The 15,668-nt window shown below is 44.6% G+C and carries 10 protein-coding genes; all 10 read right to left on the bottom strand.

Annotated elements, in window-relative coordinates:
* Positions 1–6 precede the first annotated feature (6 nt).
* Positions 7–387: a Rieske (2Fe-2S) protein gene (locus FGT79_RS00410; RefSeq protein ID WP_138750825.1), complete on the bottom strand. Its 381-nt coding sequence runs from the start codon at positions 385–387 to the stop codon at positions 7–9.
* The gene (locus FGT79_RS00405; RefSeq protein WP_138750824.1) at positions 384–1,514 is read right to left on the bottom strand and encodes an amidohydrolase family protein; all 1,131 of its coding nucleotides are present in this window, start codon (positions 1,512–1,514) and stop codon (positions 384–386) included. The genes FGT79_RS00410 and FGT79_RS00405 overlap by 4 nt, the downstream gene beginning before the upstream one ends.
* A 160-nt stretch (positions 1,515–1,674) precedes the next feature.
* Complete coding sequence (locus FGT79_RS00400; protein ID WP_138750823.1) at positions 1,675–4,803, bottom strand: 3-keto-alpha-glucoside-1,2-lyase-like domain-containing protein; 3,129 nt, start codon at positions 4,801–4,803, stop codon at positions 1,675–1,677.
* A gap of 263 nt (positions 4,804–5,066) precedes the next feature.
* Positions 5,067–6,473: an ADP-ribosylglycohydrolase family protein gene (locus FGT79_RS00395; protein ID WP_138750822.1), complete on the bottom strand. Its 1,407-nt coding sequence runs from the start codon at positions 6,471–6,473 to the stop codon at positions 5,067–5,069.
* An 83-nt stretch (positions 6,474–6,556) separates the two neighbouring features.
* A complete protein-coding gene (locus FGT79_RS00390; RefSeq protein ID WP_138750821.1) occupies positions 6,557–7,411 on the bottom strand; it encodes an AraC family transcriptional regulator in 855 nt (284 codons plus the stop codon).
* A gap of 406 nt (positions 7,412–7,817) precedes the next feature.
* Complete coding sequence (locus FGT79_RS00385; RefSeq protein ID WP_138750820.1) at positions 7,818–10,262, bottom strand: glycoside hydrolase family 27 protein; 2,445 nt, start codon at positions 10,260–10,262, stop codon at positions 7,818–7,820.
* A gap of 776 nt (positions 10,263–11,038) precedes the next feature.
* Positions 11,039–12,220, bottom strand: a complete 1,182-nt coding sequence (locus FGT79_RS00380) for a serine hydrolase domain-containing protein (RefSeq protein ID WP_138750819.1) — start codon at positions 12,218–12,220, stop codon at positions 11,039–11,041.
* A 308-nt stretch (positions 12,221–12,528) separates the two neighbouring features.
* Positions 12,529–13,362, bottom strand: coding sequence for a carbohydrate ABC transporter permease (locus tag FGT79_RS00375; protein ID WP_138750818.1), 834 nt, complete (start codon positions 13,360–13,362; stop codon positions 12,529–12,531).
* Positions 13,362–14,219 carry a carbohydrate ABC transporter permease gene (locus FGT79_RS00370; RefSeq protein WP_138750817.1) on the bottom strand — a complete coding sequence of 286 codons (858 nt, stop codon included), beginning with the start codon at positions 14,217–14,219 and terminating at the stop codon, positions 13,362–13,364. The genes FGT79_RS00375 and FGT79_RS00370 overlap by 1 nt, the downstream gene beginning before the upstream one ends.
* Positions 14,220–14,293: 74 nt before the next feature.
* The gene (locus FGT79_RS00365) at positions 14,294–15,616 is read right to left on the bottom strand and encodes an ABC transporter substrate-binding protein (protein ID WP_138750816.1); all 1,323 of its coding nucleotides are present in this window, start codon (positions 15,614–15,616) and stop codon (positions 14,294–14,296) included.
* Between the last annotated feature and the right edge of the window lie 52 nt (positions 15,617–15,668).

Here is a 15,668-nt window from a genome sequence, read left to right as displayed (position 1 = left end):
ATTTTCTTACATATGAATTAAGATAAGATCGTTATCAATCGAGACACCGAATTTCTCCACTGTGACATCATACGTTTTGGTGCGCATCACCGCATCAGTGATCATACAGCCCGTTGGAATATCAAACTCCCACTGATGCCAAGGGCAGCGTACGATTTCACCCTCTCTATCAAACTGAAAATCACCTGGTCCATCGGAAGTAACGTAGGCACTCACTATTCCTTTGCACAGCTCAGCACCCTGATGCGGGCAAATATTACGCAGGGCATGAAAGACTCCATTGATATTGTAGATGCCGACACTGCGTCCCCCGACCTCTACAATCTTATGAGTGCCAGGCGGAATCTCCCCTACCGTCCCTACGATGTGCTGCGAGCTTTGCTTCATTTTGTTTCCTCCGTTTTCCGAGGAGGCAAGCCATATAGTTTCGCTGCATTCTGATAGTAGATGCTGTCCCATAGCTCAGGCTCCAGTTTGGGCAAGGCCTGACTCGGTGAATCATAGTCCCAATGTGGATAATCACTGCAAAACATGAGTGTTTCTTTGGCATAGATGCTCTCTAACAGGTGATCGAAGATCTGACGGTTCGGTGTCTCCTCAAACGGTTGAGTGGTCACACGAACATGGTCTCGGAAATATTCGCTCGGCTTCTTGCGAACCCATGGCGTTTGTACCCGCAGTCCTTTCCATTCTTGGTCGAGCTTCCATAGGAATGGGGCAAGCCACAATACGCCAGCTTCCTGTAAGACGACCTTCAATGTTGGGAATCGCTCGAACACCCCATCGAAGATAAAGCTTGCCAAGTGTGCACCCATTACCGCAGGACGTGCGCATCTTTGCTCAATGTAGTGGGCGACATACCCTGCCCCTGTATGCGGGCTATTAATACCTTCCCCTTCTAATCCAACATGGATTGTGAAAGGAAGATTATGACGGACGCAAGCTTCATAAATCGGATCATAATGCCTGTTTCCATAAGGTATGGAGGAGCCGCTGGAAACAACAACCTGAACCATATCTGATCGGCCACCGACCCGATTAATTTCTTGCGCAGCAAGATATGGCGCTTGCTTGGAGATAAAAACGGAGCCTCTCAGCCTGCTATCTTGCGATAGCCAATGCTCGATTGTATATTCATTAATCGCCCGACACATGGCAGCTGCGTAATCATAATTCGGAATTGCATGCACAGCATAGCCCTCTCCAGTGAGAATGCCATATTCGACATTGTAGCGATCGAGATGCTGCTTTTGCATCAATTCCAGATCACTTCCGGCATTGCCGCCGTCTTCGGGATAAGCGTCAGCCATTCGGCCGCCTACGCCTCCATTAAAGTGCATACCTCCAGGCAGCGCAGGACCGTATTGCTTCACAAGCTCTTGATAGGCTCGCGGTAAGTACGGTTTTATTGCATCCAACCCCGTTGCTTGATGAATGTCGCAATCAATAATGGATCGTTTCAGCTTCGGACGTTTGTCCACTGGTAACTGTGTGTTGGTATTCGAAGTCTGCATATCTTTTGTCCCTCCAGCAATTCACATTAGATAGCAGGATGTGAGGTCGTAGCTACGAACCATCCTTGCTCCTTGACCTTAATGTTACGTTTCCAGCGGACAAACAACAATGTTGTCGTGTCTTGTATCATTTGCGATTTTGTAAGGTAGATACATTCTCCTAGGGGATCGCTCTAACGAATACATCATCAAAATCGGCCTGCGCAAAATGTGTATATACGCCAATTTTCCCTGTTGGCAACTCACTCTCGGTAACATCAATTTTGAGCTGTCCATTGACATACGCCTTAATTGTAGTCCCATTAACTTCTAGCTTGAACAGATGCTGAACGCCTGTACTCAGAGATAATGAAACAGATGCAAGGTTAGTTTCAATACCGCCGACAGTCTTTCTAAGAACGAATCGCCCTGCATGGTCATCATAATATACATAAAAATAATTGTTATTATCACTAAATCTGGCGACCAGCCCCATACGGCCAACCGTTCCACTCCAGCTATTCGCCTTCACTTTAGCTTCAATGCTATAATTTTGCCAATTTGTATCCCCGGCTGTCGATTTGGAACCGCCTTTGGTCAGATTGTCAGCCCGATAGGCATGCAAGCTTCCATCCGTTATGATGCTGTAACTGCCCCAAGAGCTCGCAACTGTCCATGCTGTACTCCCACTCTCGAATCCTTCATAGAAGATGATATCCGAGGTGGTCACCGATGCTGTAATGCTCCCAGTTGAAACATTTCCAGACGGATCAATTGCTTTGATCACGTAGTTGTATGGCGTCAGTGCAGTTACACCCTTATCTACATACGTGTTCACATTACCATTTACAGACGCATATTCAGTACCATTGCGATAAATTTTATATTCTGACACACCAGCGTTGTCTGTAGATTTGTCCCAGGATAGATCCACCTTCGTTGAGAATGGAGAAACAGCTGCAACATTGGCTGGGGATGTAGGAGCCGTCACATCGGTACCGATTAGCGGCGCATACACTAGTTCAAAGCCATAACCCTTGTCGGTCTCCATTGGAACTGTAATCGTATCGCCAAGCACAGTTGTTGGGATTTCCTGCAATCTTACGCCATTCATTGATAGCTTATAGGCTTTGTAGTCCCCCGCGGGTCGTGTGGTCTGGAGTTGAACTTCCGCAGTGCCATACTTAGCAAGCGTCGGTGCTGTTCCACGATGATAATAGGTCGAACCGCTGACCGTTTCTTCATATTCACCAGTCGCTGCAGCATCTGTTGTATAGATGATCAGCATTCTTTCACTTTCATCCAGCGGTTCGTTATCTAATGAGGCTACAGATAAGGTTCCTTTCGGCAGATTCGCAGACATCGTGACTGGCCCAAGCTCATAGCTGTTGTTATCCAACGTCCCTGCAGCGGCCACCACGTAAGGTGTGTTAATGAAATAGGTGTTTAGGTTAAGGTCAAAGAGGAGTTCACCCGTGTCGGAAACCAGCTTATTATTATTTAAGTTCGCTAACATACTGGATTTAAGATCGACATCATCAATTGCAAGGATAAAGGTTTCTGCGACTTCCTTCAGCGTCATACTATTCGCAATCGTAATCTTATTGGCTGCAGGAATATCACCGCTTGCAATCTGCTCGTCCGTAAGTTCAGGCGTAATCTTATAGATGGTATAAGGCTCTGCTGGATGATCAGCATAGACTGTTACCATTTTGAATAGATGAGGAATGTAAGTGCGATTCCTTTCTGGTGATTCATTTTCCGTAGCGGAGGCATGCGTCTTCACATAGGTTTTATCCCTTACAATCACAAATTTGGCATCCGCTGGCGCAAGATGTGCTTGCCTAAATACGAGCGTACCCTGGTATTCGGACATCGTAGCAATCACATCGGTCAAAGAGTCAAATGAGGTCGTTCCGCCTTGCGCCGTTTCATTAATAGCTTCATTCACTCGGCTCACATAATGAAATCGGTTCAGCATATCCCATCCTTGGTATGCGCCGGTTGCTGCTGTCATTAAGCCAATGTCGTCACGGCCTTTATTTGGGAATTCATGATTGAATTCTGTCAATGCAAATGGCTTGTTATACAGCTGCCCTAGTGCAAGAGCCGGAACATAATTTTTGAAAATAAACGAGCCATACTGTGACACATAGTTAGCACTCGATTCTGGAGCAAAAATCATGCTGTAACGCGGATGTGTCAGCGGATTGTATTTGAAGGATGCTCCTCTACCGTCAACAAGCCCGTTATAAAGATGTGTTTCATGTACATCAGCCTGTGTCCGCCAATAATTCGCTAAGGAATCATTGATATAGTTGATGCCGCCAATTGGAGCTTTTATACCTATCACATTCTTAAGATATGACTTCATTTCACCATAGGCAGCAAACTGCAACTCTGTGAAATATTCAGCCAGATCATCTCGAATGCTGGGAGATGCTTCCCAGAAATTATTCGGAAACGTTGTGAGTGCCGGCTTTCCTTTGCCCGTCAAAAAAAGATTGAAATCAGCAAGCACCCAAGCATTAAAATTCGGATTGGAGAAATTCGCATTATAGAGAATCACTTCATTTATCGGAGAAACACCCATGATTTGGGGCTCATCCTTCAAGGCTAAGCCGGTATACGGATTCACATGATTAAACAGCTGGTAAGCAAAAGATTGCCAGATCGCTTTCCCATCGGGAAGTAGTGTAGCCAAATACTTGGATGCGGTTGAGCCATATACACTTTCACCTATGCTAGGCACATTTTTAAAATTTGAAAAGGACATGATGTCAAGATCAATGTACACGCCGCGTGATTTCAACAAAGCGTTAAAATAATCAAAATTATCCAGTTTACTCGTATTTAATGCCACCGTCGTAGAAGTGAGCGGCTGCATCAGACCTTTGGCCCAATCATAATTTTGGTCTATAGAAGAATACCGCACCACATTGTAGCCCATCGCAGCAATTCGATCTGCCATGATGACCATTTCCTCTCTCGTTGGGTCTACCATATAGCTGCCATTTAAATTTCCACCATAGAACTTTACTTTCGTATCGGGGTCATCCTCAAAATAATAATCACCGTACTCATCGATCTCTACGAAACCATTTGTACCCGCCGGATCAGCATTCAGAAAGGACAAGTCCATAGCGCTTCCCGGTGCAACGGCCATGGTTGTATCAATGGGACGCCAATTGATATCTGCTACAATGGGTGACGCGCTGACTGCTGGAGCATAGCCAGTAGCGCCACCAAAGGAAAGCAATACAGCTGCAAGCAAGATTCCCGCAAGCTTTGATCTTATCTTTTTTCTCATCTTTCATACCTCCTGCATTCGTTTCATTTTTTAAAACACAGAAATGAAAGCGCTTTTAAAACTCTTCGCCTTTTGATCCTCACATCACTCCCCCATAGTTAATAGCTTAATTTAGTGCGATATGCCAGATTAATATAAGGGATTACCCAAGAAAGCAACAATGATCAAATGTCTTTCAAATTTGTTATTATGTAGGGTGACGGTTTGACATATAAAGAAAAGACCAGCCCACTTGAGCTAGTCTTCGATCATCATGCTTGAATTTATGAGAACATCTTTCCAGCAGCATATTCGGCAGAAATCTTCTTAAATACCTCATAGCTGCGTTTGGCGCATTCCGAAATCGCAATCGGATGAAACCCTGTTACTTCTGCGTATAACGTATCGTTAAGCGGTTCGACCCACTGTGCTGGAAGCTTATCGGCTCCTAGCTTTGCACCTAAAATTGAACCAACAGTTGCTCCATTGCAATCGGTATCCCAACCGCCTAGCACTGCTGTCGTAATAGCCAGTTCAAAATCGTCCTTAGCGAAAATAAGTGACGCCGCAACTAAAGCGGCATTATTGTTCGTATGGACACAATGATAGTGCTTGAACGCTTCCCAGATCCGATCGACTAAGTCCAATTGATCGACAGCTGAATGCGCAATATCTACCGCTTTGCGAATATCATGAGCCAAACGACAATCCCTTGGTATTTCGCTAAGCCCAATTTCTACGATACGCTCATTATCAGTTTCGATAAAAGCCGCTGCTATCATAGAAGCCACAAACATTTCTCCATATATACCGTTCTTCACATGGGAAAAGGAAGCATCCCGCCAAGCAAATTCAGCTGCCAGCTCTGGATTTCCCGCCGCACCGTAAGCAAGGCCATCGGCTCTAATTTGAGCCCCAATCCACTCCCGATACGGGTTGAGCCAGGTTCGCACCCATTCACTCTTCTGTGCCCAGTCCTCCGTTTTTTCACCTTGTATATGGGAAGTTACCTGCGCGAAATTCAAATAAGCCTGTGTCTCAGCTGTACACACTTGCTGGTAGCTTAGATACTTATGCCACAGCTTGCCAATATCCCAAGAATCGAAATCCAATCCTTTTTCCTCTAGAAGAATTAAGCCTAACACGGTATAACGAATATCATCGTCGGATTCCATAAACTGAATATGCTCTTTCCAACTTTTCTGGCACCAGTCATTCACTTTCAGCTCGTACTCGGCAGCCGCCCGTGAACTTCCGGGGGTATATCCGCGAATGGGCCAAGCATCTGCTCCTTTGAACCAGAGCTCGATATTTTTCCAACCAGCTCTTCCACCGCTGCCATCCATGAATTGACGGTTTTCAAGCGGTTTTCCCAAGGCACACCCTATACTTCTACCGAGCCAAGCACCTTGGAATTGATTGAGCCATTCCGCTTCAGATTTATCTACTGTTAGTTGACGTGGACCATCAGGCCTCAACAAGTGAATGCTCAGCAAATCGGAGGGCTCAATATATGGGAAGCTTGTACTAATTTCAAGCGACATTAACTGCCGGTATACCACCATCAGCATCGCTTCATCCTCTCCAGCTTCGACCCACTTGTCTTCGAATCCGCTTACATCACAGCCCTCTTCTCGCCTTTGTACGATTTCCAAATATATAATGTCCTTTAAACGCTCCCAACCAGCCATCGTAAAACCACCTTTAATGTAAGATTTTAAGCTGATTATACGAATTTGACTTCAGGGAATCTTCTCAATTTCTTTCACACTTCTCAAAATAATTGCTTTACACCAAATTGTTTGCGATACTCTTGAGGCGACGTGCCGACAACAGCATTAAAAGCTCGGTAGAAGGACGGCAAGCTCTGAAACCCACTAGAAAAACTAATAGCTGCAATACTATCAAGGCTCGTAACGAGTTGTTTCTTAGCCTCGCTAATTCGCAGTTGAGTCATATAAGCAATAAAGCTGATGCCTGTATGCTCCTTCACAAATCGACTTGTTCGTGCGGTGCTCCAACCAAGATGCTCAGCGACATCGGTAAGTTGAAGGGGCTCTTGAAATCGTTCTTTCATAAAAAGCATCATTTCCTCAATCTCGCGCTTCGAATTGTGCATTTTCATCCATTGCTCATCGCTAAATGTACTTCTGTAATGACGAAGCAGAATCACACCGAGCTCTAGTAATTTGCAACGAGTAATCGTTAGATAACCCTCCGCTTTTGCGTTAAGCTCTTCATATATCTGTTGAATAAGTAGCCCAATTTGCTGCGAGAGCGGTGTTCCAGCTGCAATATGATTCTCAAATCTCTCTGATCGATAGGCAAATGGCAGCAATAATTTTTCATTTTCTTCAAGGAAGAGACTTGGATCGAAATTCAAAAATATATATTGGCTGGGGTCGTGCATGGAGGATTGAGCAATATGAAGCTCTGTATTGTTGACAATGAAGACATCGCCTTTGCGAACCTCGTAAAGCTTATTTTCAAAAATAAATTGCCCTCGCCCTCCCCGGCAATAGCCAATTTCCAAGCTAGAATGGAAATGAAGTGGCTGTGGATACGGTTTTGGACACCAAAGATAGGCATTAATCGGAATGAGATTATCATATTCTATTTTCTGCTTCATTGGGTTACAGTCCACCTTTAAATGAAGCTGCCCTTGAACATTGCGCAGCCCAGAATAATTCAGCTCGGTTACAGTCCATATTTTAACATACTTTGTTGATAATAACTGCCCGTTCATCGGTTTAAAGCAATGACTCATCTTCAGTTATATCTTCTCTCATTTGTTCGAAATGAAGAATCGTCAATAGCAGGAGACTCCCCCCTGATTACGAGTTCTTGATTGAAACACCTTCAAATATGAAATAACCAGTCACCTATATTCAACTGGTGACTGGTTATTTCATTTAGTTGGATTACGAACGTCGTTGTCACTTCCACTACATTATGCAGACCAACAACAATAGCTGTACACTAGCTAATGCATGGCGTTTAGAGCGTAACGGTCTGAAACCATTGCCATTCTGTACTTACGGCGTTACCCTAATTGAATCCAACAGCATGTAAGTGCCCGATTTCTTCACAGCCTTGAGCGTATGACTGCCATTCGTCAATCCTGTCGCCTTATAAACGACCTGATTGGTCAACCGCGTAGAATTGGTTGTGTTAACTGTGGTCTGCAGCACATTGTCCAAATAAATGTCCACGTTTCCTTGCGAAGCGTCCTTCTCCGTAAGCAATTCCACACCTGTTCCGGAAAAGGTGAATTGGAAATAATCGTTATTCGTCTGCGTAAAGTGTACGTCGTTATTAAAGTCCCCATATCCACGATTGCCGCTTAGCGACCATGAGCCCGTGTATGAAATGCCAGCGTCCGTATTGTTGTATTGCTTCTGGTTGCTCTTAAACCGCAATTGATCAAGCAGCATGTATGTGCCGGACTTCTTTACGGCTTTGATCGTATGCGACCCGCTCGTAAGTCCGTCAATGCTATACACGGTTTGCGCGGCGAGCCTCGTAGGGTTGTATGTGTTTACGGTCTGCTTGAATACGTTATCGATATATATATCGATATTTCCTTGCGACGCTTCCTTCTCAGTGACAAAGTCTATGCCCGTTCCATTAAACGTATATTGGAAATAGTCGTTGTTCGTCGTTGTGTAATGAACGTCATCCTGATAATCACCGAAGCCTCTTGCACTGCTCGTACTCCATGTGCCTGTATACGATATACCGGAATCCGTATCGTTCACAAAAATCGGCGAAGGAACGCTGAATTGCAATTTATCGACCAGCATATACGTCCCCGATTTCTTGACGGCTTTCAGGGTATGCGGGCCATTAGAGAGTCCAGTAATACTATAGACGGTCTGCTGTGCCTGGCGAGTCGCATTATAGGTATTGACCGTTTGTTTGAAGACGTTGTCAACGTAAATGTCGATGTTGCCCTGTGAAGCATCCTTCTCTGTAATGAAATCTATCCCCGTACCTTGGAAGCTGTATTCGAATGCGTCGTTATTCGTCTGCGTATAGTGGACGTCATTCCCATAATCACCAAAGCCCCGATTGTAGCTGCGCTGCCACGCACCCGTATATTTAATGCCGGTGTCATCGTCGTTGGCTGTCACTGATCCACCTGATGCCTTTACTTTGAGCAGCCTCGAAGCATGCGCGGGCAGATTGACGGAGCTATAACCGGTATTAAACGATCCGAGATCACTGCGGGTCCACAAATCTCGAACTGTCGCAGCACCATTCAGACCAATGTCGCTCCAGTTCACGCTGACCGTCGCGGCGGTGCTGCCGAGATTGAATAAGCCGACGGTATAAGTGCCATCCCCGTTGTTGGCGTACCACACCTGTTGATTAGAAGCTGTCGATACCGGATGGGCAGGCCGTCCCGCCTGATTAACGGCAATAACTTCTTCGTTCGTCAGCAAGGAAAGTCCGAAAGCGTCCAAATTGGTCAAGTCGTTGCCCGTATAGAGCTGTGCCGATGACATCGCCCATAATGACATCGCAGTTCGTCTTTCATCCTGCGTCATACCGTCCATGGAACCATTCCCCACGTTGAGTGAATCGAAGTCATTCCAGCCGCCCGGCCCGGCATCGCGCCACCAAATTTCTGCCTTCGGGAACAGCCTGGCAATGTTCGGCCAAGCCGTCAATGCGGTGTTGGTGCAATAGCATTCAACGTCCCAATCTACACGCCAGCCATTCGCATATTGCTTCCACGTATCCACGTAGTTGTGGTCCAGAGCCCAAGAAAGCTCGAACCAAATGTTATGAGCGCTCAGAGCCTGCGACCAAGCGGCAACGTCGCCGCGAGAGTCAATTGAAGTGTCGTTATGCCCGGAACCTGGAGTGACACTATCGAATTTCACAAAGTCAACACCCCAAGTTCCGAACAAATCGGCAATCGAATTGATGTAGCTCTGCGCACATGGGTTGCTGAAATTGATCTTGTAGCCCAAATTCCAATAGTCTCCCGTCGTCAGCGGCTGAACAGCGATATCCTGCATCGAACAGCCAGGCGCGCCGTAGATCGGAAGATCAGCATTGTATGCTTGCGGAGAAATACCTGGAATCATGTAAAGCCCGAACTTCTGGCCGTTCGCATGCACGTAATTGATAAGCGCAGTGAAACCGCCTGGATAAAGCGTGCTGCTCGGAACCGGCCTGCCGTAGCCGTCGATACCACCGTTCCAGCCCGCGTCGATATTGATGTAATTGTAGCCGTATGGCTGTAGGTACGTGTGCATGGCATCGGATTGCGCCTTGATCTGCGCTTCATTAATCCAAGCGGAATTGCCTGAGTACACTTGCATGCTGTAGCTGCTCCAGCCCATTAGTGGCTTTAGCGCCAGCCCGTTGTTGGCCGCATTCACAATCTGTTTCTCTGGAATCACAAAACCCGCGAACGCCAGCCATAATGCAAATGCGAGAAAACCTGTTCTTCTTAATACCGTCATCATCCATTCATCTCCTTTTTATTGGACGTACGCGAAATCAAGAGCGAGCGCCGCAGGCATGGAGTGGAAGCATTACATAGTTCATAATGACAGCGCTTTCTTTGATTTGAGCATAGCGGGTATCCGAAGCCGCGAACAAGGTACAGTTAGGCGCTTTCAGGTACAACTTTCCGTTTGGACGAGAAATTCGAAGGTTTAGGCGACAATCAGACGGCTCAGAAGACCGCAATTTCGAATCGCCAGCTATATCCGGCGGTTTCAAGCCAATCATTCGGAGCTTAGGCTTCGGAGGACAAAAAATAACCGGTCGAGAATGTATCTCGCTGGCTAATTGTGTTTGTTGTACTAGGCTTTGTCGTTAATGACCTCCCAAGTTCCGTCCCTTCTCAGCCATTCTTGATTAATGAATGCTCATTCATGGTTATACCAAATTTGAGACCAACCGTTTCACCTTCAACAGATTTCTGACTCACTATTTATTTTACTCATTGGAATGTCTGGTCTTATTGCTAGTAGTGGCTTACTAGTTCGTTACAACGCAAAAAAGGACAACCAGATCATTCAGGTTGTCCTAATGATTAGAAAAGTCATCTGAAAGGCTCGCTAACAATACATAGCCCTATGCATATTCATCTTAATCGAGATGCTTATAATATTAAGATAAGATGTTGCGTTACATTAATGATAATTAAGCCGTAATGATACCTACCATATTTCATAATCCATCAATTTCATCTTTAATATTGAACGGTGCTAAACGACTTCGTTATCAGTCATTATTATAACTTCAGAGTGCTGAACACGATATTACGCAACTTGCGCGTAATCGCCATCGTGCCGGCATCTTTTTTCTGGATCATGAAAAGGATAGTCAGACCGTCTTGCGGACTGTTTGTGAAATAGGCTCCAAGCCATCCGTCCCAGCCGTATTCGCCTTGACTGCCGATAATTCCAGCTTTTCCGGTGTCAGTCATGATACGCATCTGGTTACCGTAGCTATGGCCAACCAAGCTATGCCACGAATCGAAACCTTTTTGCTGCCAATCGTTTAAACTAGCCGACGTCAAATATTGAACAGTTCTAGGTTGTAACAGCTGACCGCCATTATAGCCGCCTTGATTCATCAGCATTCTCGTAAATTTTGCTGCATCGTCAATCGTAGACACAAGACCCGCTCCGCCAGACTCAAATGTCGGTTCCCGGTCCATCTGGTGATAGATGCCCAGATGGCTATCTGAATACAGCTTCAAGCCTCCTCCACTGTCATCTTGGTAGGTTTTGGCGAGGCGGTTTCTTTTTTCTTCTGGCAGCCAGAAACCAGTATCTAGCATTTCCAGCGGTCCAAATATTTCCTTGTACAAAAATTGGCTGAATTTCATACCGCTAACCGCTTCCACAATTGCTCCGAGCACATCTGCCGACGTTCCATATTGCCAGTACGATCCCGGTTCGAACGAAAGGGGGCCTTGGCCCAGTCGGTTTGCGAATTCCAATGTGCCCATTGGATTGTCACCTTTCAAACGGCTACCGAGCTCTTGGAATAATGCGTCGGTATGCAGACCTGCTTTGTCAGATCCGCCGTATACCAATCCGGATGTCATATTCAACAAATCATGAATGTTGACTTCCCGGTTGACTGGCACCAGTACTCCGTTTTGCTCAAGCTTTTGGTTTTTAAAGCCCGGAATATAGCTGCTAACCGGATCAAACAAATCGATATCCCCTCGCTCGAGCAGCATCATGACTGATGCAGCGGTAACGGGCTTCGTCATTGAATATAGTCGGAAGATCGAATCCCTCGTGATAGGACGCCCCGACTCGAGGTCTGCCATGCCATCTTCATGATAAAATAATTCGTGGCCGTCCTTGATCACCATGAAATTCGCACCTGCGATTTCCTTGTTGTCAATACTGGCTTTCAGCGTTTTTTTCAGTTGATTGGTTATGTTTGGCTCTAGCATGTCCCTTTTGCCTCCTTGTCCAAGTAAGTTCCTTTATACCAAATCGAATGCTATTTATTCACATTTTGAATATTAAATGCTTTTAGAGCGTTTGTATATAACAGGTACACCAAATGAAGGCACCATTATACCAAAACCCCATTTGCTAGTTTCAAAAGTTTATGATCGTATGGCTGTGATATTAACGGATAAATATCAAACAACTCAAATAAAAAACCACCCATAAGGGTGGTTCGTTCGCATGATAAGCATTATTGGATTTGGATAGGAGTGGTGAGTCCTGTTCTGAACCTATCGTTTTGTTGAAACTAACCTTTCACTGCTCCTGCTGTCAATCCGCTTACTATATATTTCTGTGCAATTCCAAAAAAGAGGTAGATCGGAATCATGGATACGATTGCTGATGCAAAAGCCAAGTTGAAATTAGAAGTATACTGCCCAAAAAATATAAATTGCTGCAGCGGAATCGTTTTCACTGCATCTTTCTGCAGTAAAATAAGGGATACATTAAAATCATTCCAAGTCCACATCATTTGTAAAGCAATTAAACTGGAAGTAATGGTCTGCAACAACGGAAATACGATTTGCCAAAAAGTACGAATGGGGCCAGCTCCATCGATTTTCGCGGATTCCTCCAATTCACGCGGGATTGATTTAATAAAGCCGATGTACATAAAAATAGCGAACGGTATGGACAGCCCCACTTTGACCATAATGGCTCCGGCAAGCGTATTAATGAGATCAACCTCATAAAGAAATTTATATGTCGGAATCATGATTACTTCGAACGGCAACATGATTGCGGCTAGGAATATTTTCTCCCAGAACCGGTAATACCTCTTATTTAAATTTCTTGCAATGATATAAGCGGCAGATGAGCTGCAAAAAACAATGAGAATTACGCTCACTATCGTAAATATCAAACTGTTTTTAAGAGCAAGAAAAAAAGAAGACATCTTAAGGGCTTCCACATAGTTTTCGAAATGCAGCACTTGCGGAAGGGATATTCCGGATAGAGCACTTTCAGCAGGCGACTTTAAGCTTGTGACTATAGCGATGTAGAACGGAGCTATAAAAACGATTGCCAATAACCACATAGCAGCCACCATAAACCATTTCCCTACATTTCCTCTGGCAGTCATTACATCTCCACTTCCCTTTTTCTAAAGATCGTTGAAAGTACAACCCCGGAAATGACAACGATGAGAAGAAATAAATAAGCCAATGCTTGTCCATAGCCTGCCCGGTTGTAAATGAATAAGTTATTGTATATATACAAACCCATGGACTCGGATGAACCAGCTGGACCACCACCTGTTGCAACAAGGAAAAGACCTGTCGAAGATAGTGAGCTTGTAAAATTAATCGTAATATTTATAGTGAATGAAGCCATGATAAGTGGCAGTGTTATCTTGAAAAGCCTATGCATAGCATTCGCTCCATCCACCTTCGCGGACTCATACATCTCGGTAGGTACTGAACTTAGCGCTGCGATATAAATGACCATCGCGACACCGCATCCCCCCCATACCGTAATTAAAGTTGCTGCCGGAATTACAGTGGACATGCTAGCGATAGGGTTACTAATTCCGAATATCTCGGGCAACACTTCTCCATAAATATAGTTCCAAATAAAAATGGCGAGAACACTGCTTAATGCGGTCGGCATGAAGAATATCATGCGGTGGATCGTACGTCCTCTATATGCATTTGTAACGCCTAGCGCTAAGATAAGCGCCACCAAATTAATAAAGAATGTATTTAATAAGGCATACTCTACAGAAATCCGTATGGGCCTAATAATATCAGGATCATGAAAAATATTGATGAAATTGTTTAAGCCGATAAACTCACCTTTAGGTGAAATTCCATCCCAGTTTGTAAAAGCAATATTAAACCCTGAGAAAAATGGATACATGACAGCAAAGAAGAAAAACAACAAAGTAGGTATTAGAAAGGTTGAATTACTGAGCGATTTTTTTATCTGGTTTATTCGCATAAATTTCTCTCCTTACATCCATTTCCCGGGATTAACCCGGGAATTGACTGACTGCATTCACAACTACTGTACGATCATTTTTTGGCGACTCGATCAAAAGCAGCATCTAGATTTTTAAGTGTTTCATCCGCATTGCGCGATTTGGAGAGCATGTAATTGATGATTTCATCATAGAAAACTTTGTCGTATTCCCCGCCGAAATCCATTTGAAAAGCCCCATAGCTTAAAACTTCATTCGCGCTTTGAGCCTGGGCAAACGAATCAAAAGTCGGTTCGAAATCCATCGGCAAATTTTTCGCATTTGAAAGCGTCTTACGATTGTCTTGCATGATTTTCCCGTTTTCTACTGATCCCAAATATTCAATGAATTTTACAGCCATATCTTTGTTTGGAGATTTGGCATAGGCTCCATAGCCGCCGCCGTAAGAAGCATTCTCACTGTTTTTCGCTTCGCCAGCAATAATGAATCGGTTTTTCGAAGCATCATCTGACCATGGGTAAGGGAAGGTACCGAGATTCGCATCTGCATCCTTTGTACGTATGTTCCCTGGCAACCATGAACCATTAATAATCATTGCGGCCTCACCTGAAACCAGAAGATCCTGCGCTTTATCCCAAGTTGTACCTAGCGGATCTGACTGCGAATTGTCGTAGATGTACGTAATTTGATTCAATAAATCTTTGAAACCTACCTGATCATCAACAAAGCTTGTTTTGCGTGACTTGAGATCTTGCGTCCATGATTCATGATAAGCACCGATACTAGGAGCTTTCGCAACATGAATCATATTGTTTAAAGTCCAAGAGTCTTTGTAGCCGGATGCGACGGGTATGATCCCTGCAGCTTTCAGCTTTTCGCACGCTTCCATAAATTCAGCCCATGTAGTAGGCGGTGATTCGATTCCCGCTTTAGCGAAGGCATCTTTGTTATAGTAAATGCTATAAAGAGTAAGTTCTGTTCGAAGGGCGTATGTTTTTCCTTCCTTACTCTTGTCTACTACGAGTAGGTTGTCCAAAAAAGGGCCTGTCAGTTCTGCCATGTAGCCGTTTTCAACAAACTGAGGATTACTATTTAAATCGATGTCAAAAATATCAGGTGCATCTCCTGCAGCAAGCTTTGTCTTTAACATTGTGTTGTAATTGTCTGCATTCATGGCGGTAAGTTCAAATTCGACATTCGGATACAATTTGGTAAACTCTTCCGTTGATTTCTCTATCCAAGCTTTACCTGATTCCTCTTGAATATGATGCATCCAACGTAATGTAATGGTCTTTGCTTCTGTAGTCCCTGCCGCCTCTGTAGCTTCTGGTACTGGGTTTTCATTGGATGAACCGCATGCTGATAACAAGCTCATTCCCAAGGCAAGAACGATTGCTAACTTGAACTTCTTCTTCATGGTATATCCCCCTATATTAGATTGGAAACGCTCGTATTTTATGAAAATAGAG

It is taken from the genome of Paenibacillus sinopodophylli (assembly GCF_005930355.1).
GTDB classification, from domain to species: domain Bacteria; phylum Bacillota; class Bacilli; order Paenibacillales; family Paenibacillaceae; genus Pristimantibacillus; species Pristimantibacillus sinopodophylli.
The sequence above is the reverse complement of the archived record's forward strand: the minus strand, read 5'-3'. Positions and strand labels throughout refer to the sequence as shown.

Coding starts and splice junctions, on each gene's coding strand:
- FGT79_RS00405 (WP_138750824.1), bottom strand. CDS start 1,514: ATGCAGACTTCGAATACCAACACACAGTTACCAGTGGACAAACGTCCG.
- FGT79_RS00395 (WP_138750822.1), bottom strand. CDS start 6,473: ATGGCTGGTTGGGAGCGTTTAAAGGACATTATATATTTGGAAATCGTA.
- FGT79_RS00400 (WP_138750823.1), bottom strand. CDS start 4,803: ATGAGAAAAAAGATAAGATCAAAGCTTGCGGGAATCTTGCTTGCAGCT.
- FGT79_RS00385 (WP_138750820.1), bottom strand. CDS start 10,262: ATGATGACGGTATTAAGAAGAACAGGTTTTCTCGCATTTGCATTATGG.
- FGT79_RS00365 (WP_138750816.1), bottom strand. CDS start 15,616: ATGAAGAAGAAGTTCAAGTTAGCAATCGTTCTTGCCTTGGGAATGAGC.
- FGT79_RS00390 (WP_138750821.1), bottom strand. CDS start 7,411: ATGAAGCAGAAAATAGAATATGATAATCTCATTCCGATTAATGCCTAT.
- FGT79_RS00410 (WP_138750825.1), bottom strand. CDS start 387: ATGAAGCAAAGCTCGCAGCACATCGTAGGGACGGTAGGGGAGATTCCG.
- FGT79_RS00380 (WP_138750819.1), bottom strand. CDS start 12,220: ATGCTAGAGCCAAACATAACCAATCAACTGAAAAAAACGCTGAAAGCC.
- FGT79_RS00375 (WP_138750818.1), bottom strand. CDS start 13,362: ATGACTGCCAGAGGAAATGTAGGGAAATGGTTTATGGTGGCTGCTATG.
- FGT79_RS00370 (WP_138750817.1), bottom strand. CDS start 14,219: ATGCGAATAAACCAGATAAAAAAATCGCTCAGTAATTCAACCTTTCTA.